This window comes from Planctobacterium marinum, assembly GCF_020687805.1.
In the GTDB taxonomy this organism is placed as follows: domain Bacteria; phylum Pseudomonadota; class Gammaproteobacteria; order Enterobacterales; family Alteromonadaceae; genus Planctobacterium; species Planctobacterium marinum.
The window spans coordinates 408,925-433,145 of the sequence record NZ_JAJEWQ010000003.1; the positions used below are offsets into that span (position 1 = coordinate 408,925).

Sequence of the window (24,221 nt, forward strand, 5' to 3'; positions counted from 1 at the left end):
CAGATTTTTATTGCGAACAATTGCGGTGGCGAATTGTACTATCGTAGATAACCATTTTCAGCTAAAAACGACAGATTAATCGCATTTCCTGTGGTCTCGGCCGCTTTATCGCCCAACATCAGCCGTTCCAGATAGCGGGCGATCACATCCACTTCCAAATTAACCCGGGTGCCGGTTTGATAATGTTGGATGATGGTCTCCTGCAATGTGTGCGGTACCAATGTCAGCTTAAACTTAGCGCCCTGCACATCATTGACGGTCAGACTGACACCATCTACGGTAATCGAGCCTTTCTCAGCGATGTAGCGCGCCAGATTATCCGGCGCTTTCACCCAAATCTCCCAGGTCTGACCGGTGTTCTCGATACTGGCAATTTCGCCCACGCCATCGACATGACCACTGACGATATGTCCGCCCAGCCGGGATGTTGCCATCAGGGCCTTTTCCAGATTCACAGCCATACCTTGTTGATACGCCGCAAATCCGGTGCGCTTGATGGTTTCCATGGATACATCAGCAACATAGTGTTGCGCGGAGAACTCTACAACCGTCAGACACACACCATTGGTGGCAATGCTATCACCTAATTGCACATCAGCCATATCCAGCTTGCCAACATTAATGCTGACTCGCATATCACTCCCCCGGGCCTGCATTGAAGCAATACTGCCAACAGATTCGATGATTCCGGTAAACACGGTGACTCCTCTGATTTTTGTTTATACAAAGTGGGCGGTGATTTTCAAATCTTCGCCCACCATTCGGGTGTCTGAAAAACGCATTTCCGGCACCTGATCCATTGATTTAAATTCGGGTAATTGCAACAGACTAAAGCCTGCACTGCCCATTAGCTTCGGTGCTAAATAGACAATCAGCTCATCCACTAAATTGGCCTGCACAAATGCCCCCCCAAGACGACTGCCCACTTCCAGCCAAACATCATTAATTTGTCGCTGCGCCAGACAGGTTAAAACTGCGTGTAAATCAATCTTATCCGCTGACGTTGGCGCTTGCCACTGCTCGATTCCGGCCTGGGTTAGCAACGGATTCGGCTGGCGGTTAACCACCAAAACACGGTTATCGGCGAAGACCTTAAGTGCCGGGTGCAGCTGATTACGGCCATCCAGAATCACCCGCAATGGCTGGCGGATATCACCGGGGTATTGTTGTTGCACTGATCCGGGAAGTTCGTCAGCCCTGATCGTCAGAGCCGGGTTATCCGCCAACACCGTACCCGATCCACTCACAATGGCGCAACTGCGCGCTCTGTGTTCCTGCACATCACGACGTGCCGCGGTGCCGGTAATCCACTGACTAACGCCATTGGACAGGGCGGTTTTTGCGTCCAAAGACGCGGCCATCTTTAATGTGACTCTGGGTAAGCCCTGCAACTGTCGCTTGAAGAACCCCTTATTTAACGCGGTAGCCTGAGTTTCCATTAAACCAATGTCCACCTGAATACCCGCGTCACGCATCTTTTTAATGCCGTTTCCGGCCACTTTGGGATTCGGGTCCTGCATTGCCACTACAACCCGTCGCACCCCCGCCTTTATCAGCGCATCAGAGCAAGGCGGCGTGCGCCCATGATGGGAACAGGGTTCCAGGGTTACATAAGCGGTTGCCCCCCGGGCGCGGTTATTCGCCTTGTTTAGTGCTTCTGCTTCGGCGTGGGGGCCACCGGCTTTTAAATGAAAGCCTTCTGAAATAATGTCACCGTTTTCTGCCACCAGAACACAGCCGACATTGGGATTGGGAGAAGTAGTATAGCGGCCCTGTTCCGCTAATTTCAGGGCGCTGGCCATGTGTCTGGCGTCGATATCAGAAAACATACTAATCTCCGAGGCGAGCGATTTCTTCACTAAACTCTTTGATATCTTCAAAGGAGCGATACACAGACGCAAACCGCACATAGGCCACCTTATCCAGTTCGATCAGCTCGGCCATTATCAGATTTCCCACCAGCTCACTGCTGATTTCTCTTTCGCCGGTACCACGTAAATGGGATTTAATGCGGTGGATGCTTTGTTCAATTTTTTCGGTATTCACCGGACGCTTTTCCAGTGCCCGTTGCATCCCCGCTCTGAGCTTATCTTCATTAAAGGGCTCGCGTTTACCATCGCGCTTAACAATACGAGGCATCACCAATTCGGCTATCTCAAACGTGGTATAACGCTCATGACAATTTGTGCATTCCCGACGACGGCGCACCTGGTGGCCTTCGGAGACGAGTCGGGAATCAATCACTTTTGTTTCCTGGGTCATACAAAACGGGCAAATCATGCTGGCGTGATCCTGAGTAACTAACAATAAACGCGGTTCTGATATAGGTGTAAAAACGCTTTTTTCAAGGCTCAAACGAACAGACTATTTATACCGAATGTGAATGCTTAACAGATATTTTGTCAGGCACGTGTAGTCCCGGGCACAGCAGATAGTGATGGAAGCTTAAAACCAGCGTTCAGCAAAGCAAATTCTGACGCTCTTTGCCTTGCATATTAAAGCCCCCGTTTGACGTCCTTTTCCCAAAACTCATCCACTAATATCGCCAACATATCGTGCAGATGTTCTTCAAATTCCTCGAGATTTTGTCCGAATATCGCCAGGTATTTTTCTGCCTGTGCGTGTGTCAGGTTCTTATTCAGTGCCCGAAACTGCATTTCCGGCAATTTCTTGTTCATACGTGCAACAATCTCCCATCTGACGAAGTCAGAATGCAGGTTCTGCACCCTTTGCTGCGCGTACTTACAGTAGTCCTGAATATGATCAATACCTGCCGGTCCCATACAACCGGGTTCAACGCGAAACAACACATGTAGCTTCTGATCTTCCGGCAGGGTTGTTATTTCTGTCATTCTATCAATGTTTTACTGTCAAACTTATTAACACAACATAACCGAAACTGAGTAAATTGCAAAATTGCTTTAGCAACGGGCTGGTTTAAAAAGTCAGTACGCCACAGTTTCATGCTCTGCATCTGTTACTCAGCGGGTTACCGGCAAATGTCGATTGATAAAATCATCGATAGCCTTAAGGGCCGCCATACGGTGCTCTGCTTTGCTGAGGTAATGATCCCCTTCTTCCAGCTCCACATATTTTACATCGACATCGGTATGTTCCAGCTCATCAAACATGTTTTCAGACTGGTGGTCCGGTACCACCTCATCTTGCGTACCATGAATAAGTAACACCGGAATTTTAATTTTATCTGCATGATTTATCGGTGAAATTGCCTCGATATGGTCTTCATCAACTTCACCTTCAGAAATGAGTTTTTGCCAGTAGGCTACTACCCAGTGATCGCTGCCATAGTCATAGCGTTCATCCCGCAACATGCGTTCGATGTCTGCGACGCCATTTAAGGATACGGCGCATTGGTACAGATCCGGTGTAAACGCCGCGCCGGCCAGGGCGGCATAGCCTCCGTAACTGCCACCGACAATACACACCCGATTGGGGTCAACATAACCGGATTTTACCAGGGTATTTACTGTATCAGTTAAATCGTCCTGCATTTTACGGCCCCACTCACCGCGTCCTTTCAGGGTAAACTCTGCGCCAAAACCACGGGACCCGCGAAACTGCGGTTGCATCACCAGGTAACCGCGACTGGCAAAATACTGAGCCAACCAGTCAAATTCAATGCGATCATAAGATTCAGGGCCACCGTGTGGCAACATAATCGCCGGTAAGTTCTTTAATTCTTCCACCGCCGGTAGCGTTAACAGAGTAGGTAGGCGCAGACCATCTCTGGCTTTTATCTCCGTCTGAAAAACCTGATTAATTTGATTTACCGCTAAGTCAGGTCGACCGGAAGCGATAAACTTAAACTCGCCTTTGCTGTAGAGATAGTAATCCCCCGGACTATCAATACCCTCCAGCATAAAAATCATGTGTTGCCAGTCAGGTGAATAGCTCACCAAAGTGACCGAATGGTCCGGTAAATCTTTAATGACCTGATCCACGACTTTTTGCACTGTGGGATCAAAAAAATCATAACTGGGCTTAAACCCAGCATAACTGACACCGTGTACAACGCGGTTGTGATCAGTCAGCACATACCCCACATCTTTGTCTTCCGGATTAAAAATTGGTCCTGACACGGTGCCGTCTTTTAGCGCCATCGTGAAATAGGCGCGGCGACCATTTTCCCCCTTGGTTAACATCACCAGACTGTTTAAATCCGCGGTAAGCCCCACAAAAGATCGGGTGCGAACTTCGGTTTCCTCCTGAAAAATTTTCTGCCAGTCATCATCAATCAATACATCGACCCGATGCTGATTTGTTTTGTTATTGTAACGCTCTCTGGCAATCATTTTGTCGTTGTGAATAAAATAATCGATAGCGTCATGAACGCCTCTTTTTACCGGTCGTGGCGTGCGCCGACCAGAGAGTTTCACTTTCATCAGGGCATAGGCACTCTCTGTATGCCAGGCAGGCATGTAGGCATACTTACCGTCGCTGCTCAACCCCACAATGGTGCCTAAATCCGATTGGCCTTTGTAAATGCCTTCCCCTAACACCAGTATCTGGCGTACCCGGTTTTCAGTGATTTTAAATGAATAGGCAGCACTGATATCGTGTCGGCCGCGAAAACCAAAGATACGGGATTGTCTACGGCCACCAGGATCAGGGTGTCATCGTCCACAAACCAGGCGTGGCTGGGACGAATACGGGAGATATCAACCCCTCTCAGCATCTTGTTATTTTCCAAATCATGAATGATGTACATTTCACGATTTTCTTTGGCCATTCGATAACCAATTAGTTTACCGCTGGGTGATACTTCCATCATGCTGACATTCGGCAGTGCGCCGTAAATATCTAGTGGTACTAATGAATCTGAAGCTATCGCTTTAAGGCAAAACAACGCGCAGATAAAAGACAGGATTAACTTTTTCACGACCTTTCCCTGGTTAATACTAGAAAACGACGTGGATTTTAATAAATAGCAGGCAATAAAGAAAGGCTAACAAAAAGCCAGCATAAGCTGGCTTTTGAAAGATTTGTTTACAACTTAAGCGTAAACAGGGAATCGCTTACACAGTGCCATTACCTGTTCTTTCACGCTGGCAATGTTGGCTTCGTCTTCGATGTTGTCCAGAACATCACAAATCCAGTTGGCTACCTGAGCCGCTTCTTCGTCACCAAAACCACGACGGGTAATGGCTGGCGTGCCGATACGCAAACCACTGGTCACAAAGGGCGAACGCGGATCGTTTGGTACCGCATTTTTGTTCACCGTAATATAAGCTTTACCCAATGCCGCGTCAGCATCTTTACCTGTGATGTCTTTATCAATCAGATCCAACAGGAACAGGTGATTGTCGGTACCATCGGAAACAATCTTATAACCGCGATCCTGAAACGCTTTGCACATGGCTTTCGCGTTTTTAACAACTTGCTGTTGGTAAACTTTAAACTCAGGCTGCAAGGCTTCTTTAAAAGCAACCGCTTTAGCCGCAATAACGTGGCACAAAGGTCCGCCCTGGCCACCCGGAAATACTGCGCTGTTCAGCTTCTTGTAAATAGCTTCATCTCCGCAGGCTGATAAGATCAGACCACCACGAGGACCCGCTAAAGTCTTGTGAGTAGTTGTAGTAACAACGTGAGCGTGTGGTAGCGGATTCGGGTAAACGCCCGCGGCAACCAAACCTGCAACGTGAGCCATGTCCACTAATAAATAAGCGCCAACACTGTCAGCAATTTCACGGAATTTTGCCCAGTCAACAATACCTGAGTAAGCCGAGAAGCCACCGATAATCATTTTCGGCTTGTGTTCTTCAGCTAACGCTTTAACCTGCTCGTAATCGATTTCACCGGTTGCTTCGTTCAATCCGTATTGCACAGCCTTGTATAACTTACCTGAGAAGTTAACGTGCGAGCCGTGAGTCAGGTGACCACCGTGGGCCAGGCTCATGCCTAATACAGTATCGTTGGCCTCTAACAACGCCATGAAGACCGCTGAGTTCGCCTGAGATCCCGAATGCGGCTGAACGTTGGCGTAATCAGCACCGAATAATTGTTTAGCACGTTCAATGGCCAGCTCTTCTGCCACATCAACGTGTTCACAGCCACCGTAATAACGCTTACCCGGGTAACCTTCAGCATATTTATTGGTTAATTGCGAACCCTGAGCCTGCAATACGCGTGGACTGGTATAGTTTTCTGAGGCAATAAGTTCAATATGGTGCTCCTGGCGCACCGTTTCGGCCTGGATTGCATCCCACAATTCTGGGTCAAAATCAGCAATATTCATGTCTTTGGACAGCATCGCACTTCCTTCAGGTTAATAGGAAAAAGAAAAGCCGGGGGGATGACATATCCAGCGCCCGCCTCAAGGGTTTCGGTATGATAGCGATTTTCCCGCTTTTGTACATATGCAGCACCGAATCAATATACACTGAGTTATACAGCAATCGCATAGATAAGCTGACAGGTCGGATATGCAGGAGTTAAAATTTGGGCCTGACTTATCAACCCGGTTTGGATTACAATATCGCTAATCTAACTGACCAAAAGTATTTACATGTCACAATACGTTTATACCATGTCTCGGGTTGGCAAAATCGTGCCCCCAAAACGACAAATTCTGAAAGATATCTCACTGAGCTTTTTCCCTGGCGCCAAAATCGGTGTTTTGGGCCTCAACGGTGCCGGTAAATCTACGCTGTTACGCATTATGGCGGGCATCGATACTGATATTGAGGGTGAAGCGCGTCCGCAACCTGGATTAAATGTTGGCTATCTGCCGCAGGAGCCAAAACTGGACGAAAGCAAAGACGTGCGCGGCAATATCGAAGAAGCCGTTGCCGATGTAGTGCACGCCCTCAAGCGTCTGGACGAAGTCTATGCTGAATACGCAATGCCTGACGCCGATTTTGATGCCCTGGCCAAAGAGCAAGGTGAACTGGAAGCCATTATTCAAAGTAAAGACGGCCACAATCTGGACAACGCCCTGGAACGAGCGGCTGATGCCCTGCGTTTACCGCCCTGGGATGCTGATGTCAGCAAATTATCTGGTGGTGAGCGACGTCGTGTGGCCCTGTGCCGGTTGTTGCTGGAAAAACCCGACATGTTGTTGCTGGACGAACCCACCAACCACCTGGATGCCGAGTCCGTCGCCTGGTTAGAACGCTTCCTGCACGATTATGAAGGCACTGTTGTGGCCATTACCCATGACCGTTATTTCCTGGACAATGTTGCCGGCTGGATTCTGGAACTTGACCGCGGTCATGGTATTCCGTGGGAAGGTAACTACTCGACCTGGCTGGAGCAAAAAGAAAAACGCCTTGAGCAGGAAGAGCGCACTGAAAATGCCCGCGTAAAGTCCATGAAACAAGAGCTGGAATGGGTGCGCAGCAACCCCAAAGGTCGTCAGGCTAAAAGCAAAGCCCGTATGACCCGTTTTGAAGAAATGAATACCTCCGATTACCAAAAGCGCAACGAAACCAATGAATTATTTATTCCACCAGGTGAACGTCTGGGGGATCAGGTTATCGATGTCACCAATCTGACAAAGAGTTATGACGGCCGGATGCTGATTGACGATCTGAGTTTCTCAATCCCCAAAGGTGCGATTGTAGGTATCATCGGTCCTAACGGCGCCGGTAAATCCACACTGTTCAGAATGCTCACCGGACAGGAACAACCGGATAGTGGTGAAATCAAGCTGGGTGATTCCGTACAAATCGCCAGCGTAGAGCAGTTCCGTGACCACATGGATGACAGCCGCACCGTTTGGCAGGAAATCTCAGACGAACAGGACATCATTCGCATCAATAACTTTGAAATCAACAGCCGCGCCTACTGCAGCCGTTTTAACTTCAAAGGCAATGATCAACAAAAGTTTGTTAAAGACTTATCCGGTGGTGAGCGCAACCGGGTGCATCTGGCAAAGCTGTTAAAAGCAGGCGGCAACGTATTGCTGCTGGATGAGCCCACCAACGATTTGGACGTAGAAACTTTACGTGCCCTGGAAAACGCGATACTGGAATTCCCCGGTTGCGCCATGGTTATCTCGCATGACCGTTGGTTCCTGGACCGTGTAGCCACACATATTCTGGATTACCGCGACGAAGGTAAGATCAACTTCTACGAAGGCAACTACACCGATTACGAAGCCTGGCTGAAAGACAACTTCGGTAAAGATGTGGTAGAGCCGCACCGCCTGAAATACAAGAAGATTACTAAGTAAGCTTACAAAAAGTTTAGGAATTTATAAGGCCACCAGCGCAAGCTGTGTGGCCTTTTTTAGTTGTCAGAGACTAAGCTGGAAGAATGGAGAAGTTACCCTTTTCCGCGTAACCACTGATTAAGTCGCGTAATAGGGAATTTTGGACACTTCGATTAAACTTCGAACTGGAAACTCAAAACGCTAAATCGCCTCTAATGCCTCTTGCAGGTTTTTCACCCCCACAACCGTTATCCCTTGCGGGTTTTTAGGTACATTAGCATTGGGCACAATAGCCCGGGTAAAGCCGTGTTTTTTGGCTTCGGATATGCGCTCACTGCCGTTATTGACCGGTCGAATTTCACCGGATAAGCCCACTTCGCCAAAAACAATCAAATCTCGTGGCAAGGTTTTGTTGCGAAAGCTGGAGAGCAATGCGATTAACAACGCCAGGTCGGCGCTGGTTTCCGTTACCCGAATACCGCCAACGACATTGACAAACACATCCTGGTCATTCATCTGCACACTACCGTGGCGATGCAACACCGCCAGCAGCATGGTCAGGCGATTCTGCTCCAGTCCCACCGCTACCCGTCTCGGATTGCCGGTCTGGCTGTAATCCACCAGCCCCTGGATTTCCACCAACAGAGGACGAGTCCCTTCCCATACAACCATCACAGCACTACCAGGGGCGGCCTCTTCACTGCGATTGAGGAAAATGGCCGAAGGGTTCTTAACTTCTTTAAGACCCGATTCGGTCATGCCAAACACCCCCAATTCATTCACCGCGCCAAAGCGGTTTTTATGGCCCCGTAAGGTGCGATAACGTCCGTCGGCGTCTCCGTCCAGCATTAATGAACAATCAATACAATGCTCCAGTACTTTAGGGCCAGCGATAGAGCCTTCTTTGGTGACATGCCCCACGATAAACATAGCCACATTGTGCTGTTTGGCAAAGCGGGTCAGGTAGGCGGCACATTCACGCACCTGTGACACACTTCCCGGTGCCGACTGAATATCCCCCATGTGCATAACCTGGATAGAATCGATCACCATCACCCCGGGTTTCTCGGTTAATGCCAGTTGACAAATGGTTTCCACTTCCGTTTCCGCTAATACCTTAACTTTCGCGGTTGGTAAGCCCAGTCGTTGCGCCCGCATCGCCACCTGTTGCAATGACTCTTCACCGGTCACATAGAGCACGTTCTGATGTTGAGACAGGTGACAAATGGTTTGAAGCAGCAAAGTACTTTTACCTGCCCCCGGGGAACCGCCAATAAGAATAGCGGAGCCAGGCACAATACCACCGCCTAAAACCCGGTCCAGTTCTTTAAAGCCAGAACTAAAACGCGGCACCGTTTGCAGGTCAATTTCAGACAATACTTCGACTTTTGCTTTAGTCAGGCCAGAATACCCCCCTTTTGAGGCACTGCTGCCCCCCGGGATGCGCATTTCCACTATGGTATTCCAGGCACCACAATCATGGCATTGGCCCTGCCATTTTGAATATTCAGAGCCACAATCGTTGCAAACGTAAGCAGTTTTGTTTTTTTTCATGATTTATGTCGTACAATCCTTAATGAGGAGATTGTTTTATGTCAGTACATTTAATAAAGTATGGGATTATAAAAATTTCGATTCCCCTCAATGTTTTAGCGCTTCTTGCCGAAACATTGGGTAATATAATAAAAAACTCTGAGGTTTCGACTCTTCGTAATGGATAAAGTACTCGAAGAATACAGCGAAGTTGTTGATAAGTTAAAGCCGTTCGTCAATAAACCAAACTTTGCGCAGATGGTCACCAAGCATGCCGTTGGTGTGCCAAAACAAAAAGTGTTCCTGATCAAGATGGAACTCAAGCGCCTTGCGCAGCCTACCAAAAAGCCCGTCGATTTACGAGGTAAAGTAGACGGTGAATGTAAACCCTTTGAATATGAAGGTGTTACCCATTTTCTGGATGAGACAGCCAAGCGCGTTTTCGCAGAAGAAACCATGTCTTATGGTGGCTACACCGTGGGTGTCTGGGAATCGGTAAACAACTCAGAAAATACCTTTAAGCAAATTTACAAAAAAGAAAAAGAAGCGATACTGCAAACCAAGGATGTGGTGGAAGACAAGTCCGATGAAGACGTTCCAACAGAGAAAGCCGATCACATTGTCAAATCTATCCTCTTTTCCCATGTGATAAGCCGTAAAGAAGAACGCATGAACTTTGCGATTGCGGTAGAGATCATTTCCGAAGAAGGCAAAAAAATCAAAGCCACCACCATGGATATCTCCGTGGGTGGTATGCGGGTTAAATGCGATGAGGACATCACCTTTTTCAAAGACAAAAAATACGGTGTATTCCTCAGAGGCCTGGAAACCGAATACGCACTGGACAGAAAAAACCCGATCCCATTTCAGGCCATGCGCATTGAAAAAGAAGGTCACGAACAACGAATCAACTTCAAGCGTGACATCGAAAACTCCAGCGCCTCAGTAAACAGCTTCTTGCAGAAATTTATTCACGGGTATAAACGCCGCTATAAAATTAATCTGGAAAACACCGAAGAAGCGGTCATCTCAAAGATATACGAGCAATATTACACGCCTTACATGGAATCTGTGCCGGTTTTTCTGGGAGTCAGGCAAGGTAAATTGTTCCCCAAGTTTTTGCTGACAAACAATGCCAATAAAGATTTTGTACAATACTGGACAGATGAAGCTGACCAGGTGCGTATCGAATATTTGTTGTCAGCTTCGCGGATCAAAAACGCGATGCAAAAAGAAACCAGTGATTTTCTGGTGTATTGCTTTAAACAAATCAAGCAAAATAAGGTGTTCTTTTGCTCGGCCACAATCGAAGAATTGGCCGCGACACCAACCCTGCAACAGTCCTTTTTTGCGTTAGGTACCAAACGCGACAGTTGGAAAGTCTTTAAAATACAGCTATCGGATGTGCATCCACAGCAGGCTCACGCGCCCCTGACCATACCTGAATCGGTCAGTGAGAAGGTGAAAAAGCTCAATGCTCCACCCGCACCGCGTGTGATGGCTGATATAAAAACCCTTAAATTTGTGGCTCTGGTAACAGATATCACCACCACTGAGCTGATACACCAATTTAAAAATACCGCTCCGAATAAAGCCGATTTACCGCGAGTCAGCAAAGCGATTCATCCCAAATTAACCACACCCAGCGCGCTGACAATACATCCCTATAAATATATCGATAACCGCCTGGAACAGCGGTATTTTTTGACTGAAAAGGCGCGACTGGAATGGAACGAAGGTTACTATGATGGCCGCACCATTGATATCTCATACAGCGGCATGATGATAGAAATGGACGAAGAGTTTCCGGCCCGCAAAGGCGCATTGATTAAGGTATCCTTGCCCGGACTTCAGTCCATGACCACCAAATACACGCTGGACCGAATGAATTATCAACTGGTCAATGTCAGCGAGCACGGTAACCACCTGCATTTAAAGATATTGGAAAATCGGGACAAAGAAACCAAACCCCATCAGGGTAAACAGTTTTTCAATGATTTGATCCGCCAGAACCGCGATGTACTGGAAGCCAAAATTACCGAAGATACCAGTAACCACAGCAAGGCTTTGCGCAACATCTTTGCGGCCAATATCTTTAATATGGCGCTGTTCTATGCCAAAGATGGCCTGAACCTGAAACACGATGTTATGGTGTGCGGCGATGTGCCCAACCAACTTTGGCCTTTGTTTACCCATGGTGAATTGGAGCGCAGCGAATTCAATATTTTACCGCTATTTGGTCATGAGAATGTCCATGCTAACTGGTTAACCCGTGAAATGCGGGATCTGAAAACCAAAGATAAGCCCAAACAACACGAAGTCTATATCGGGTTTAACCCGAAACTGGAAGGTCCGGAAGCATTTAATGTGAAGCCGGATGTGGATTTTGCCAATACGGAACAAAAAATCGCTTTTGTGCGTTCCATTTTGGAAGATCGCGAGCAACAGTTTTACGCCATCAAGTTATTTATGGTCAAGGTCGGTAAACCGGACCCGGAAAACATCAGTGCCGAGCTTAACTACATTAAGGTGTATGCCCCACACAAAGCCCAGTCGTTGCAAAATCACGTATGGCAAATCATGAGCTTTACGGACATGCTGGATATCACAGAAGAAGTGAAAATCCGTCTGGGTTTGGATTAATCGGGAAGCCTTGCTAAAGGTGATGCACAATGAGTCGTGAATTAGAGCCTTTTAAAGACATCATTGAGCAACTTAAACCCGTGGTTTATGAGCCTGACTTTAATCAGATCGTCGACGAAACCGCAAAAGGCCTGCCCCGCCCTCACAAGCATATTTTAAAACTGGAATTAAAACGCCAGGCGCGCCCCTGCAAAGTTGCCATCGATATGCGCAAAATCTCCGGGGCGGAATGTCAGCCTTTTGAAAATGAAAAAATAATTCATTATCTCAGTGCCTCTGCACAGGATGTATTTGAGCGCCAGATACGGGCTTTTGGTCAGTATTGTGTAGGGGTTTATGAAGCTGTTATGGACGATGTTGAGCGCTTTCAGAAAAACAGCATCGCCGACCCCGCTACAAACGGTGAAAGCAATCCCTTTGGCGAAACTGATTATTACGAGGAGGAAGAGGAAGATTCTCCGGACAAATACCTGGTACCTGCTTTTCAGTTTTCCAATTCCGCTCATCGCAGCGAAGAACGTATGAACTTTGCGGTCAGGGTGGAATTGCACGCCGGACCAAAGGTGATCAAAGCCAGCACTGTTGATATGTCTGTCAGCGGTGTCAAAGTGAAAGCCGTAACCGAACACGAATTTACAACCGGAGAACAGCTTGCCGTTTTCTTCCGGGGCCTGGAAGTCGAATTCGCCCTGGACCGAAAAAACGGAATTCGTTATCAGGTGGTTAAAACAGAGAAGATTGATCATGAGCATCATATCGCCTTGAAGCGCGATATCCGCTCTCCGGATGTGCAATTTGATGAGTTTCTGCGTCGCTTTATCCAGGGCAACAAACGCCGCTATAAGGTCAATATTGACAACACTCTGCACGCTATCCGCAGCAAGAGTTTTGAACAATACTACGTACCCTATTTCTGCTCTATCCCGGTATTTGTTGAAAATCATGGCAACAAGTTGCAATGCCGCTTTGTACTCACCAATGACAACAATAAAGACAATGTGTTTTATTGGGTGGATGACAGCAATCAAATTCTCATTAGTCAGGCACTGACACCCAAAAGACTGAAGGCCATTTATGAAAGCCCGTTGAAAGAAGCTTACCTGTACAGCTTCAATCACTACGAATCGGGACAGGTGTTTTTCTATTCTGCTACTCACACTGAGTTGCGTCAGAAAAAAGCATTACAGGACGTGTTTTTTGCGTTTGGCTCCAAAAAGGCCAGTTGGCGGGTGTTTAAAGTGCAGATGACCCACATGAATCCGGAACAATGCTACCGTCCACTTTCTCTGCCAGATTCGGTGGGCGAAAGTGTAAAAGAGCAAAACTCCCCGCCGGCCCCCAGATTGATGTCAGCCCTGAATAAGCTCAGTCATGTGGTTTTGATCACCAACATCACGGACTCCATGAGCAACCAGGCCTACCAACGCCGACAGCTGGTAGATAAACACCTGCCGGCCCTTAAAAACTTCGCCCATGATAAAAACGAAACGATAGAGCCGGTCGCCCTGTATCGCTTCAAATACCAGAATTTACGCGCCGAGTCGCGCTACCAGTTGCGCTCAAAAGTAGTGGTCACCTTTAACGAGCGTGAACTGGAAGGCGTTACCGAAGATGTTTCTCCAAGTGGTTTGAGTATCGAGTTAAAACAAACCTTTGAAGGGGTCAACTTTTCGATTGTGGATGTGGCGTTCCCGGAATTACAGCGCATGACCAGGCAAATCCCCCTAAAAGAATTGCCTTATGAAGTGCGCAATATTTCCAAAGATAAAACTATTATCAATTTGAAAATTCATCAGGAATCCGAACAAATTCCTCATCCTGGTCAAATATTTTTCACTGAACTGCTCAAAAATAACAAGAATAAGCTCAAAAGTGACACTGAACATGAAGGCATACCCGGCATGGGAGAAGCCTTGAGAAATATTTATTGTTCAAACATACTGAATATTGGCTACTACATCATTAAAGACGGTGCCGCCATGATGCCTCATGCCATGACCGCCCCCAGCAGCCATTCCAGGCTTAAAAACCTGTTTTCGTTTGGTGCAGAACCACCAGACACACTAAACAGCCGGGCATTGTTTGCGGCCAGCGGTGATTATTCACGACGTATTTACGATCTGCTCAAAGAGCTAAATCCGAAAGCGCCGCCGGTGATGGAAGAAATTTTTGTTGCCTTTGAACCGGATGCCATCAAAGAAGAAGACACCATTCGCACGCAATTTCCCGATCAGTTCAAAGACGATCACGCCAGACGTGCCTTCATCGTTGAAGCAATGTCCGTCGGCGTCTTTTACGCCATGAAAGTATTCGTGTCCCGTACCGGGCGTCCCGATCAGGATATTCTGCGCACCGAATTGGGCTACGTCTCTGTGTATGCCGCTCACAAAGCCAAAGAAGTGGAAGAGGAGTTGTGGAACATATGTGGCGCAGGCGACATTGTAGATATCACCGATGAGGTGATGCGTCGTTATGGCTTTACCGATCAACACATCCAGCAAAACCAGGCGCTGGACAAGAACATCCTGTTGGCTGAGTAGGAGCTAATCCGATATCAGGGCGAAAGCATTAATGCTCATTTAGTGACCATAATGTCCAGAATCAAAAATCGTCATTCCAAACGACAGTGTCAGAATTTTGCAGCTGTATCACATGGACAGTGCGGCGCTCTGATATGATTTTTCTTAGGGGCGCTCCCCTAAAACCCCCTATTGCCCATGGCGCGAGAAAACATAAGCCTCAAGTGCAGAACCAGAAGACCGTCAATGAAAGTACATCCCTGTACTTGCATCGACTCTGGCAACATCCTTGTTGCCAATCTTCCGGTTTTATCTGCACTTTAGCCTTATCTCGCGAATGGGCCTGATTTGACCGGACTTCGAACAATACAAAGACTGGTAAATCAAGAAAATTTGAATGGGTGTCATGTTTAAATTCCTCCCGTTATGGAAGAGATTTTTTTCGATTTTGAGCCAGACGCCATAAAATAGGACGTAGCCAAAATAATTAAGTTTCGGCAATGGTTAGACAATGCCCAATTGTCGCTCAAAAATTATTCGCGATCTTGCCCTGAATCCCAAAGACAAAAAAGCCGATGCTAATACATCGGCTTACAGATTACTCAAACACTATTTGGCTCAGGGAGTCGATTCCGCTTCGCTGGTTTCCGGCTCCTCTACCGGCTCCAGGAAATACTCAAGTTCCCGCTTTAACCGGTCCGCATAAAAAGACGATACCTCAAACACCCACTGATTCTGCACTGCATTTTTATCCGGTGTATCCACCAGCACCAGATGTTGTGCTTCACTCTCGTACAGGGTCAGCACCGTGGCTTCACCTGACAGGGTATTGATGCTGACCTCTGACACCAAATTCCAGTTGTCTGTCGGTACAGGCCGTTGTTGTAGCAACGACTGAAATTTCAGGTTCAGAATGTCATCAACAGAGTTTTCCAGGATAGTGTCATATTGCAGGGCTCTGTCTTGCGGTTGCTCAGCTAAAACCCAGGACTCACTGTCTGCTTCTTCGGCGGGTTGCAAGTTAATGTGCCACTGTTCGTTATAGCTTAGCCCGGTCACCTGAGATTTATCTATGGCTAATAATTGCTTGTTCAACCAGGCAAATTCATCGCCAGGTAATTCTATGTCGGTGCGGCTCAACCAGGTTTGCATTTGTTCCGGCTGACGCAGATAAATGCCCGTACCTGATGACGCCGTTTCGCCAAGTAATACCTGCCATTGCCTGTCAGCCGCTGCAATAGTTACTAAACGCGCCCCACTGTCCTGCTCGCTTAGATCACTTAAACCCAGTCGGGCAAAGTTTTCCGGTTTGGCAGTTTTAGCGCTATCTAACTGCGCTGACACCAGACTGTTCAGCAGCCTGATTATCTTGTCATTCTCCAGCGGATAATTGGCCTGATTAGCCGCTACCCATTGACCGTCGAGCTTTGAGGCATGCAGCAAAAGGCCTGAAGCGGCTTGCACAGAAAGTGAATCCACACTGTCGACATTTGCCTGTAGTTCAGGGAACAACAACTGGCTTTCAAACTCGCTTTGCCTGTCACCAGAGCTCAGCAACCAGCCCACCAGAATGGCGACCGCCGCCAGTGCGGCGATGATCAGATTAGACCTGGTCATATCACGCGGCTCCTTTTACACGAAATGTACGGCGCAAACCAAAGACGACAAATACCAACAGGATCGGAGCTACGATAATGTTGATGAGCTTCAATTGTGTACCCAATTGTTCGATGTCTTTGTCCAGTTGATGTCGCACGTCTCTGAGGGCTTTGCGGATCTCAATTTTCTTATCCATAAAACTGTCAATCGCGGCTTGTTGTTCAGCGTTTAAGACCATCAAGCCGTCTTCGCCACTGCCGGTTTGCAGCTCCGCTAACTGTTGTTCCGTTTCCGCCAGTTGTGCTTCCAGCGCCTGTTCCTGTTCACGGAATTTCGCTTCGGCCTGAACCGTCAAGGCCTCGACCTTGTCAAAAGGTCTGGCAAAGGTGCCTCTGCTGCGAATGCTGATCAACGCATTGTTACCCCCCAAGTTTTCAATGGCATTGGTGACAAACGCTCCATTATCCGCAAAAGGGGTGGCAATGGCTTGTCCGAAAAAGTTCGCTTTGTTTACCCAGAAGCGGTCCGACAACATATCCGTATCCGCAACCAGTATCACATTCAGTTGCTCGCCTTGCTCCACAAATTCAGCGTCTGTTTCAAGCCCCTCAGGCACAGCATCAAATGCAGATCCCGCCGCACCACTGATGCGCACAGCCAATATCTTAACGCCGGTTTGCGACTGGTCGTACTGCTCAAAGAACTGTTCGGGATCGCGTGTCATGGCATAAGACATAGCATTGCCTGATGCGGCATATTCACTGGAATACAATAGTGGCTGAATATCAGTGGTGGCATCAGGCAGCAAGTCAATAGCGGCAAATGAAGCACCATTAATGGAATCCAGGTTCGCCGTGGTAACATCTTCAGCGTCAAACTGGCTTTTTTGCAGGCCTACAAAACCAAGGTGCTTTGTAACACCGCCCGTTTGGGTGCGAATATCCAGGCCCAACGCGGCATCCAGCACCACGTCATTACTACTGACTGCAACCCCCCAGGGCTGCAATAGCGGGTTAATGTCAGAGCCGTTTGCCCCCGCCATACCTGACATTGCAGCCATGGGGTCGGATTCATGGTGACTGTCTACAAACGCCAGGATTTTACCGCCGCTCAGTGCAAACTGATCAATAGCGTAGAGTAAGTTGTCTGAGAGTCCCTGCGGATGGATCAACATCAGCACATCTAATTCTTCAGGTAAATTGTCTGACGAGGTATCAATGGTTTCAACATCATAGAGTTGCTGAATTTGCTCGTATATAGTCCAGGGCGGATCAAATTGTCCGGTCATGGGATTTTGCCCACCAGTCATCGCGATACCACTGATAAGACCGACTTTCACAGCTTCGGGTTCACTCAGTTCATAAATCAACTGACTGAGTTCATATTCCAGAAATTGCTCTTTTTGTGGATCAAAAAAGCCAATCACTTTTTCATCGTCAAGGGCATTGGTACCGGCCAAACCTAAATAAATAGGATCAGTCCCCATGCCTGCAGAAGCAGCCGTTAAGCCATAGTCATTCGCCTGATCTTCAGCTTCAGAAAACGGCTCAGGGTCAATCAGGTGCAACTTAATCTTGCCATTTGCGGCTGATTCATATTCTTTGAGCAGGCTTTCCACCCGATCGGCGTAATTACGAATCGTGGTTAACCCTTCTGACGCCTTGTCAGAAAAGAAAAAATACAGATTTATCGGCTCGTCAATCTGAGTCAGGATGGCTTTGCTGCCATCAGACAATGAATAAACCTGGTTCTCAGTTAAATCAATTCGGGCACTTTTAAATATCTGATTGCTCAATAACACCAATGCAAAGAACAATACAGCCAGCAGTACATAAGTCAGTGTATTTGAAATTTTCATTAGTCCGCCTTCTTTTGTTCAATAATTACCAGGCTGGCAAAGAGCCAGATCCCAATACTGATACAAAAATAGATTATATTGTCTAAGGCCAGTACGCCTTTGGACATGCTTTCAAAATGCGCCAGGAAGCTGAATGAAGCGATGGTATCCACCATAAACGCCGGCAACCAGCCCTGAAACGCGTCCAGTACTACACCGGAGCCACTCAGAACAAACAGGAAGCAGATAACCACAGATAAAATAAAGGCAATTACCTGACTTTTAGTCAATGCCGACATGCAAATACCTATCGCCAGATAAGCACCGGACATTAACCAACTACCGATATAGGCAGCCAGGATGATGCCATTGTCAGGTTGACCCAGGTAGTTCACCGTTAACCACAACGGAAATGTCAGTAATAGCGACAATCCCAAAACCGCCCAGGCGGCCAAAAACTTCGCCAATGTCACCTGTAAGGTGGTAACGGGCAGTGTCATCAATAATTCGATGCTGCCGGATTTGCGCTCTTCCGACCAGGTGCGCATCGCCATGGCAGGCACCAAAAACAGGTATAACCAGGGATGAAAATTAAAAAAGGGCAATAAGTCTGCCTGACCGCGTTCGTAAAAGTTACCGATATAAAAGGTAAAAACGCCGGACAACATCAGAAAAATAACAATAAACACATAAGCTACGGGCGTTGCAAAAAAACTGGCAAACTCCCGCTTAAACAATACATTGACCATATTCATTATCCGGCCTCCTGCAGAGTGATGCTTCTGAAGACTTCATCCAGACGCCCCGCTTCCACAAACATTTGTTCAATTTGATAACCTTGCTCAGAAAAGTGTGCTTCCAGCGTGTGCAGGTGGATCTCCTGCTGGCCAGGGAATAACACCAGATTATGGTCATCGGTCCCCTTCTCCCAGGCAACCCCCTGCGGAATAGCCTGGGTAATATCAGTACCAATGACCTTATCAAGCGACAGGTTTATCGCCCGGTAGTACCGTGAGTTTTGCAGTAAGGCCTGTGGCGTATCATCAAAGCACTTGCTGCCATTAGCGATAATCACCACGCGATTGCATACCGCGGTGACCTCTTCAAGGATATGGGTTGATATAATGACTATCTTATCTTTGGCGAGGTTTTTGATCAGATTTCTGACCTGATGTTTTTGATTCGGATCCAGGCCATCGGTGGGTTCATCCAGAATTAAAATGGCAGGATCATGTATCAGCGCCTGAGCCAGGCCAACACGGCGCTTAAAGCCCTTCGACAGTGCTTCAATGGATTTATCTAATACCGATTGCAGTTCTACTTTTGCTACTACATCAGCAATCCGCGAATTGATTTGCGCTGTAGATATCTGCCGCACTTCTGCAATAAAACGCAAAAAGGCCAGTACTGTCATATCACCGTATGCGGGTGCGCCCTCGGGTAAATAGCCAATCTGGGCCTGCACTTTACCGGGTTCAGTGCGTACTGAACTGCCATTGACCAGGATGTCGCCCTCGTCCGGTGTTAAAAATCCGGTGATCATTTTCATACTGGTGGATTTGCCGGCACCATTTGGTCCTAAAAATCCCACCACATCTCCGGGACTGACATCAAATGAAAGCTGATTTACGGCGGTAAAATCAGCAAATCTCTTTGTTATATTTTTTACTGAAATCATGATTTTTCCCTAACGGATCTTGTTATCTTGACAAAAAATCAGTGGAAGATATGGCGCTATCAGGAAAAAATTCAAGCGTGTAGTGAGCAATCTTTGTTAACATCTCACCAACAAAATTCTGTAACCTTATATAATCCCGTGCAACAGCAAAATTTCCCGGTTGAACCCATTGGCAAAGTGGTCGCCCCTTTCACTGAAAAATTCGCAGTACCCCGGCAGTCGAACTTAACGCCGTCGGTGCTCAGCCAGATTATTATCCATCAGCCTTATGGCGTTCCTGAAGCTTTTGCCGGTATTGAGGAATTCAGCCATATTTGGCTATTGTTTCGGTTTCATCAAAACCTGGAGCAAGGCTGGCGTGCCCAGGTGCGCCCACCAAGATTAGGCGGCAATAAAAAACGCGGTGTGTTTGCCACCCGCAGTAGTTTCCGGCCAAACGGCTTTGGCATGTCCGTTGTGCCTCTGATATCGGTTGAATCCGATGCGCAGCAGGTTGTGCTGAATGTCAGTGGTTTAGATTTGGTGAATGACACACCTGTCTATGACATTAAGCCCTACATTCCCTATGCCGATGCGCTACCAGAGGCCCGGGGCGGATTTGCTGATGAACGACCCGCCACATTGGCCGTTTGCGTTACACCGGCCGCCGTACAGCAATTGCAACAATTGAGCAATAACGCCAGCGCCCTGACGCAGCAAGTTATTGAAGTGTTGGCTCAGGATCCGCGCCCGGCATACCGAAAACTGGCAGATCAGGATACCAATCATTACGGTACTCACTTTGGCGGATTCAACTTCCGTTGGCATGTACAGGGCGATACTATCGAGATATTTGAAATCCGCCCGCTTTAACTGAATATTTTTACTAGGAACCTGGTGTTGCTCTGGTAAACTAAGCGGAATTTTGTCCATTATTGTTTTAATTATTTTTGTGTCAGCCGCCCGTGAGCAGCACCGGATACAAAAGACTTGAGTACAGGAAACCTCTACATCAATGCGTACCAGCCAATATTTACTTTCAACGCAAAAAGAAACCCCTGCCGATGCGGAAGTCATCAGCCACCAATTAATGCTCAGAGCGGGCCTGGTCAGAAAACTGGCTTCCGGACTCTACACCTGGCTGCCTACAGGTTTGCGGGTACTGAATAAGGTTGCCCAAATTGTACGTGAAGAAATGAACAGTGCCGGTGCGGTTGAAGTGCTGATGCCGGTGGTACAACCTGCAGATTTATGGCAGGAATCTGGTCGTTGGGAGGATTACGGCCCGGAATTGTTGCGCATCAAAGACCGCCACGAGCGTGATTTTGTATTAGGGCCTACTCATGAAGAGGTGATCACTGACCTGGTTAAAACTGAAGTGTCCAGTTACAAGCAACTCCCGCTGAACCTGTATCAGATTCAAACTAAGTTTCGGGATGAAGTCAGACCGCGCTTCGGCATCATGCGCGGCCGTGAATTTACTATGAAAGACGCCTATTCTTTTCACCTGACCCAGGATTGCTTATCTGAAACATACCAAAAAATGTACGACGCCTATTGCCGTATCTTCGAACGCATGGGGCTGGACTATCGCGCGGTGATTGCCGATACCGGTTCTATCGGTGGCAGTGTTTCTCATGAATTTCATGTCCTGGCAGAATCCGGTGAGGACGCCATTGCCTTTAGCACCGAATCAGATTTTGCCGCCAATGTCGAGATGGCCGAAGCCGGTGTAGTTGAAACCCCGTCAGATGCCGCGCAGCAACAAACCAGGATAGCCACCCCGGACATTAAAACCATTGATGCTGTCAGCCAGGCCTTACAGGTATCACCACAAAGTTGTGTGAAAACCCTGATTGTTAAAGTGGTGAGTGAAGATGCCAACCACTATGCAGCACTGTGTCTGCGCGGTGATCATCAATTAAATGATATTAAGGCCAGTAAGGCCCTACCCTGGTCAGGTGAAATGCAGTTTGCCAGCGACGCCGAGGTACAAGAGTTATGCGGTTCCGAGACAGGTTCTGTAGGCCCGCTGGGATTGAACATTCCGGTTATCGTGGATCGCAGCGCCGCGGCGCTTAAACATTTTGTGTGCGGTGCCAATGATACCGGCTTCCATGTTAACGGCGCGAGCTGGGAGTTAGTGGAAAATAGCCAAATTGCGGATATTCGCAACGTTGTGGCCGGTGATGCCTCTCCCGATGGACAGGGAACCATTGAAATAAAGCGCGGCATTGAAGTGGGTCATATTTTCCAGCTGGGTAAAAAATACAGCGAAGCAATGCACTGTGGTGTGTTGACCGAAAGTGGTAAACACGAAACCTTAACCATGGGGTGTTATGGTATTGGTGTGTCCCGAATTGTGGCCGCCGCCATTGAACAAAACCACGATAAATATGGAATTATTTGGCCTGAAGCCATCGCTCCGTTTAAATTGGCTATAATTCCTATGAACATGCACAAATCCCATCGCATTCAGGAAGCCGCTGAAGGCTTATATGCAAAACTGGATTCCGTCAGCGAACAGGTGTTGTTTGATGACAGAAAAGAGCGCCCCGGTGTGATGTTTGCCGATATGGAGCTATTGGGTATCCCCCATGCCATTATCATCGGTGAAAGAAATCTGGACGAAGGCAAGTGCGAATATAAGAATCGCCGCACAGGTGAAAAACAACTGGTGGATTTAGCTGGTCTGGAAGATTTTTTGAAAAACCTGATAAGCTAAAATCCAAGGATACACACCGGTTGATTTGAGCTGTTCCCGGTGTGTAAATTAACAGTGAAAACGATAAAGGACGTTGCGAATGTCACTTTCTTCTTCGACAGCTCTGAAGTTTGGTTTGCTGATAACGGCGTGGTTCGGAGCCAGTGGCTCTGTCCATGCTCAATCTGACAGGCAACCAGCAAAATCCCCCACTGTGGCAAAGGGCACCACTGCCACCACTGTCGATGCCAAAATCGCGCAGTTACAAACCCTGATCCAACAAAAACAATTTCAACAGGCCTTTGATTTATCCAATGCGCTGATGGCTGACTGGGGCGGTGAGCCGGGATACGATTTACTGGCCGGCCAGGCCGCTTACGGTGCTGGTTATTTTCAGGAAGCCGTGTTTGCCTTTGAACGGGTATTAATTGTTAAGCCCAATGTTTTGCTGGCTCGTCTTTATCTGGCTTTTAGTTATTTTCAGGTAAAAAACCTGGGCGCAGCGCAAAAGGAACTCACCAAGTTATTACAGGAACAACTCAAGCCCGAAGACGCGGCCAAAGTCAGGGAGTATCTGGCTCGCATTACCGAACTCAGGGCCAGGTCGGTAGTCAATCACGCTGTTAACCTGAAACTGGGTTATGGCTATGACTCAAATGCCAACAGTGGTACCACTTTGGATAATCTGAGTAATATTCCGGTGGAAAGCCCGTTTTACCCCATTATCGGCAGTCTGGACGAATCCAGTCTGGAGCAAAGTGATCACACCGTAGATGCAGCCCTGAATTACGTTTACAACCGCAAACTCACGCAAAAAAGTGATCTCAGCTTTAATGGCAGTTATGTCAATACCCGCTACCGGGAGCAATCTCAATTAGACAGAGAGATACTCAGCCTTACCGGCAGCTACAAAGATGAATATTGGGGGGCATTGTTCAATATTTCTGGTTTTGTACAACCCATGATGCTGGATGGTGAATTTTATCGCGGCGCCTATGGCCTGGCCATGGATGCCACCTGGTTATTGTCTGACAAATGGCAATGGCTATGGGGTCTGAGCTACACCTCGGTAAATGTAAATAGCAATGATGACCAGGACATTCATCAATATGCCTATCGCACCCGCTTTACCTACATGGGTAGCAAAATTCATATGTTCGAGCTGGGATATGGCGATGACGATGGCAAGCTGGACAATCCGGTGAGCATCAGCAATGGCAAAGACTTTTGGACCCTAAGCTATACTTTAGTGTATCCGGTAAGCAACAAGTGGCTGATTATTGCCAGCAGCAGTTATCAGGACATCGAACATGATGGTATCAATCCGGCAATTGGTGTATTGCGGGAAGAGGAAAGCTTTACGGCGCTGCTTAACGTGGATTATTTATTGAGTGCCAAATGGAAAATTTCAGGCTCCCTGAGTTATACCGACAAGGACAGCAGTGTAGAAATTTACGCCTATGACAGAGCTACGGCCGGGTTATCTGTTACCCGTAGTTTCTAAATTTGGTGATTTGGCGCATGAATAGTGTGAACCAATTCATTTTTACGGATGA

At 47.6% G+C, this 24,221-nt stretch carries 18 protein-coding genes; 6 read left to right on the top strand and 12 right to left on the bottom strand.

What is annotated here, in order from left to right:
- Window positions 1–38: 38 nt before the first annotated feature.
- The 7 genes from LJ740_RS11620 to glyA all read right to left on the bottom strand — a co-directional run bounded on the left by LJ740_RS11620 (window position 39) and on the right by glyA (window position 6,271).
- Complete coding sequence (locus LJ740_RS11620; protein ID WP_229529259.1) at window positions 39–698, bottom strand: riboflavin synthase; 660 nt, start codon at window positions 696–698, stop codon at window positions 39–41.
- Window positions 699–719: 21 nt separating this feature from the next.
- Entirely contained in the window at window positions 720–1,835 is a 1,116-nt protein-coding gene (ribD, locus tag LJ740_RS11625) for a bifunctional diaminohydroxyphosphoribosylaminopyrimidine deaminase/5-amino-6-(5-phosphoribosylamino)uracil reductase RibD (RefSeq protein WP_229529640.1), read from the bottom strand.
- Complete coding sequence (gene nrdR, locus LJ740_RS11630) at window positions 1,831–2,280, bottom strand: transcriptional regulator NrdR (RefSeq protein WP_229529641.1); 450 nt, start codon at window positions 2,278–2,280, stop codon at window positions 1,831–1,833. The genes ribD and nrdR overlap by 5 nt, the downstream gene beginning before the upstream one ends.
- Before the next feature lie 215 nt (window positions 2,281–2,495).
- Window positions 2,496–2,852: a hypothetical protein gene (locus LJ740_RS11635; protein WP_229529260.1), complete on the bottom strand. Its 357-nt coding sequence runs from the start codon at window positions 2,850–2,852 to the stop codon at window positions 2,496–2,498.
- Window positions 2,853–2,981: 129 nt separating this feature from the next.
- Entirely contained in the window at window positions 2,982–4,520 is a 1,539-nt protein-coding gene (locus LJ740_RS23300; protein ID WP_229529261.1) for an alpha/beta hydrolase family protein, read from the bottom strand.
- A complete protein-coding gene (locus LJ740_RS11645) occupies window positions 4,514–4,900 on the bottom strand; it encodes a hypothetical protein (protein ID WP_229529262.1) in 387 nt (128 codons plus the stop codon). The genes LJ740_RS23300 and LJ740_RS11645 overlap by 7 nt, the downstream gene beginning before the upstream one ends.
- Before the next feature lie 114 nt (window positions 4,901–5,014).
- Window positions 5,015–6,271, bottom strand: a complete 1,257-nt coding sequence (glyA, locus tag LJ740_RS11650; protein WP_229529263.1) for a serine hydroxymethyltransferase — start codon at window positions 6,269–6,271, stop codon at window positions 5,015–5,017.
- Window positions 6,272–6,526: 255 nt separating this feature from the next.
- Here glyA and ettA point away from each other — a divergent pair, with 255 nt between their 5' ends.
- Window positions 6,527–8,194, top strand: coding sequence for an energy-dependent translational throttle protein EttA (ettA, locus tag LJ740_RS11655; RefSeq protein ID WP_229529264.1), 1,668 nt, complete (start codon window positions 6,527–6,529; stop codon window positions 8,192–8,194).
- 180 nt (window positions 8,195–8,374) lie between these two features.
- On the opposite strand, the gene radA is transcribed toward ettA, so the two are convergent.
- A complete protein-coding gene (radA, locus tag LJ740_RS11660) occupies window positions 8,375–9,727 on the bottom strand; it encodes a DNA repair protein RadA (RefSeq protein WP_229529265.1) in 1,353 nt (450 codons plus the stop codon).
- Between the two features lie 159 nt (window positions 9,728–9,886).
- On the opposite strand from radA, the gene LJ740_RS11665 reads away from it, so the two are divergent.
- Together LJ740_RS11665 and LJ740_RS11670 are read left to right on the top strand one after the other, a co-directional pair.
- Window positions 9,887–12,349, top strand: coding sequence for a PilZ domain-containing protein (locus LJ740_RS11665; RefSeq protein WP_229529266.1), 2,463 nt, complete (start codon window positions 9,887–9,889; stop codon window positions 12,347–12,349).
- Between the two features lie 29 nt (window positions 12,350–12,378).
- Window positions 12,379–14,889 carry a PilZ domain-containing protein gene (locus LJ740_RS11670; protein ID WP_229529267.1) on the top strand — a complete coding sequence of 837 codons (2,511 nt, stop codon included), beginning with the start codon at window positions 12,379–12,381 and terminating at the stop codon, window positions 14,887–14,889.
- 597 nt (window positions 14,890–15,486) lie between these two features.
- On the opposite strand, the gene LJ740_RS11675 is transcribed toward LJ740_RS11670, so the two are convergent.
- Genes LJ740_RS11675 through LJ740_RS11690 form a run of 4 tightly spaced genes read right to left on the bottom strand, consistent with a single transcriptional unit; the run spans window position 15,487 to window position 19,982 of the window.
- Entirely contained in the window at window positions 15,487–16,485 is a 999-nt protein-coding gene (locus LJ740_RS11675; protein ID WP_229529268.1) for a DUF4340 domain-containing protein, read from the bottom strand.
- A 1-nt stretch (window position 16,486) separates the two neighbouring features.
- Window positions 16,487–18,325 (bottom strand): GldG family protein, encoded by a 1,839-nt coding sequence (locus tag LJ740_RS11680; protein WP_229529269.1) that lies wholly within the window; start codon window positions 18,323–18,325, stop codon window positions 16,487–16,489.
- Window positions 18,325–19,059: an ABC transporter permease subunit gene (locus tag LJ740_RS11685; RefSeq protein WP_229529270.1), complete on the bottom strand. Its 735-nt coding sequence runs from the start codon at window positions 19,057–19,059 to the stop codon at window positions 18,325–18,327. Before LJ740_RS11685 ends, LJ740_RS11680 begins: the two co-directional genes overlap by 1 nt.
- Window positions 19,059–19,982: an ABC transporter ATP-binding protein gene (locus tag LJ740_RS11690; protein ID WP_229529271.1), complete on the bottom strand. Its 924-nt coding sequence runs from the start codon at window positions 19,980–19,982 to the stop codon at window positions 19,059–19,061. Before LJ740_RS11690 ends, LJ740_RS11685 begins: the two co-directional genes overlap by 1 nt.
- Window positions 19,983–20,009: 27 nt before the next feature.
- Between LJ740_RS11690 and tsaA the strand changes: the two genes are divergently transcribed.
- From tsaA to LJ740_RS11705, 3 genes are all read left to right on the top strand, one after another.
- Window positions 20,010–20,834 carry a tRNA (N6-threonylcarbamoyladenosine(37)-N6)-methyltransferase TrmO gene (gene tsaA / locus LJ740_RS11695; RefSeq protein WP_229529272.1) on the top strand — a complete coding sequence of 275 codons (825 nt, stop codon included), beginning with the start codon at window positions 20,010–20,012 and terminating at the stop codon, window positions 20,832–20,834.
- A gap of 142 nt (window positions 20,835–20,976) precedes the next feature.
- Window positions 20,977–22,686 carry a proline--tRNA ligase gene (locus LJ740_RS11700; RefSeq protein WP_229529273.1) on the top strand — a complete coding sequence of 570 codons (1,710 nt, stop codon included), beginning with the start codon at window positions 20,977–20,979 and terminating at the stop codon, window positions 22,684–22,686.
- Window positions 22,687–22,765: 79 nt separating this feature from the next.
- Window positions 22,766–24,169: a hypothetical protein gene (locus LJ740_RS11705; RefSeq protein WP_229529274.1), complete on the top strand. Its 1,404-nt coding sequence runs from the start codon at window positions 22,766–22,768 to the stop codon at window positions 24,167–24,169.
- Window positions 24,170–24,221 lie beyond the last annotated feature (52 nt).